Origin of the sequence: Longirhabdus pacifica, from assembly GCF_004115085.1 — a bacterium.
GTDB classification, from domain to species: Bacteria; Bacillota; Bacilli; order Paenibacillales; family DSM-105158; genus Longirhabdus; species Longirhabdus pacifica.
The window spans coordinates 1-1,817 of the sequence record NZ_QXJP01000052.1 but is presented as its reverse complement, the minus strand read 5'-3'; the positions used below and the strand labels follow the sequence as shown (position 1 = coordinate 1,817).

Annotated in this window: 2 protein-coding genes; both read left to right on the top strand. The window is 34.6% G+C overall.

Features of this window, described 5'->3' with window-relative positions; genetic code table 11:
• On the top strand, positions 1–210 hold a 210-nt coding region (locus tag D1Z92_RS17440), incomplete at its 5' end, for a fibronectin type III domain-containing protein (RefSeq protein ID WP_164931696.1).
• A gap of 627 nt (positions 211–837) precedes the next feature.
• The coding region (locus tag D1Z92_RS17005) for a Kelch repeat-containing protein (RefSeq protein ID WP_370741319.1) at positions 838–1,817 on the top strand (980 nt) is incomplete at its 3' end.

The window sequence follows — 1,817 nt, the reverse complement described above, 5'->3', positions numbered from 1 at the left end:
GCAGGTGATGCAGACACTAAATATAATATTTATAGAAAAAGAAACTACAACGGTGAGTGGGAGAAAATTGCTACAGAAATTGAAGAAACCACGTATACAGACGACGGAGTATGGATTAACAGCTACTACTATTACGAAATCGAAGCAGTAAATCAATTTGGCGTTAGTGAAGAAGTTACGCCTATAAGTTTTCATCTACCTATAGTGTAACCATTAAAAATGAGTGAGTATATGCAGTAGGTATGATGACTACATGCATAACAAAAACGCAAGAATGTCTCGTTCATTCTTGCGTTTTTTTACACCTCTCCATGGCTAATACGCTACACTACCTTCAAAATACTTTTGAGAAAGTCCCTGCTTCTGTAAGACTTTCTCCTAGATAGAAAATACTAGATGTTTCGTATTTATCGTTGATGAACCAATTCCCCTCCGATTTGATGATGATCCATTCGTTGTAACGATTCATTCAAAACCTATTATTTCATATAGTTATTTTAAGTGTTATTTAATGTAAATAATATATTTTATCATCTTTTTATTATTTCGTTTCCATATATGTATTGAAAAATAAAAATAGGTAATTTATTGTTACTAATGAACTACATAGAAATAGTTCTTTATATGTATTTTTTTCTTACCAAATGCTAATAACACATTCTAATAACCTATATATCCTTTCATTCTATCCAATACACTACTTGCAATGAATATCATAATTACATTTTATGTCGATAATTAGTGCTACAGTCTGATACAACACAAAAATTGTATATCCGATATAAAATAAGTACGCTTCCAAAGCAAACAAACTACACACAAGAAGGTGGGATTTTGATGACAAAAGGGAAGATAGCTAAATTAGCGTTAGTTACAACATTAGTTATGAGTCCTGTGATGACGGTAAGTGCGGAGCAATTACAAACGGACCTACCACCTATTGAACATGAAATAGTGAATCAAATGGAAGTAAGTGAATTAAACCTAGTAAGTGAAGTAACAGATGAAAAAGGTTTATATGATGAAGAAGCATTGCAATCACAGTCAACTGCATGGCAGTCTGGAACACCCATGCCTACACCACGTCATGGTTTTGGTACGATTATTGTAGATGAAAAAATTTACACGATAGGTGGAGCAAGATATAAATTAGGTCCTGCTACAGATATTGTCGAGGTGTATGATCCAAAAACAGACACGTGGACAACAGCAGCTCCTATGTTTGCGCCTAAAGAGTGCTTTGGGATAGTGGAAATCAATGGAGAAATCTATATATTCGGTGGAGGCGGAAAAACACCTACCGATACAGTTCAAATTTATAATGTAGAAGAAGATGTTTGGAGATTGGCAGGGCCGATGCCAGAGGCAAGTTTTGATGGTAAGGCTGTCGTATTAGATGATAAAGTTTATTTAATGGATACCGTTAGAAGAATATTCTATGAGTATGATCCTGCTAATGATACATGGACGAAAAAGAAGTTTTTGAACTTTCTTTTACATCGTAATGGACTTATAGTATACAACAATGACATATATTCTATTGGAGGGTTAAATACAGCAATAACACATCCAGATACCGGTGGAATTACAGAACCATTTTTCTATGATGATGTAACAAAGTATAACGTAGCGGAAGATAAATGGGAAGCTGTGCCTGAAATGGATATGATATATGAAAGATTAGAAGTAGACGCAGTAGAAAAAGACGGGAAGCTTTACGTATTAGATGCTAGTTCTCCTGACTACTCAGCGGAAGTATATGATCCTGAGACACAGCAATGGTATAATTTAAAATCTATGCCAGGGACAGTAAAACG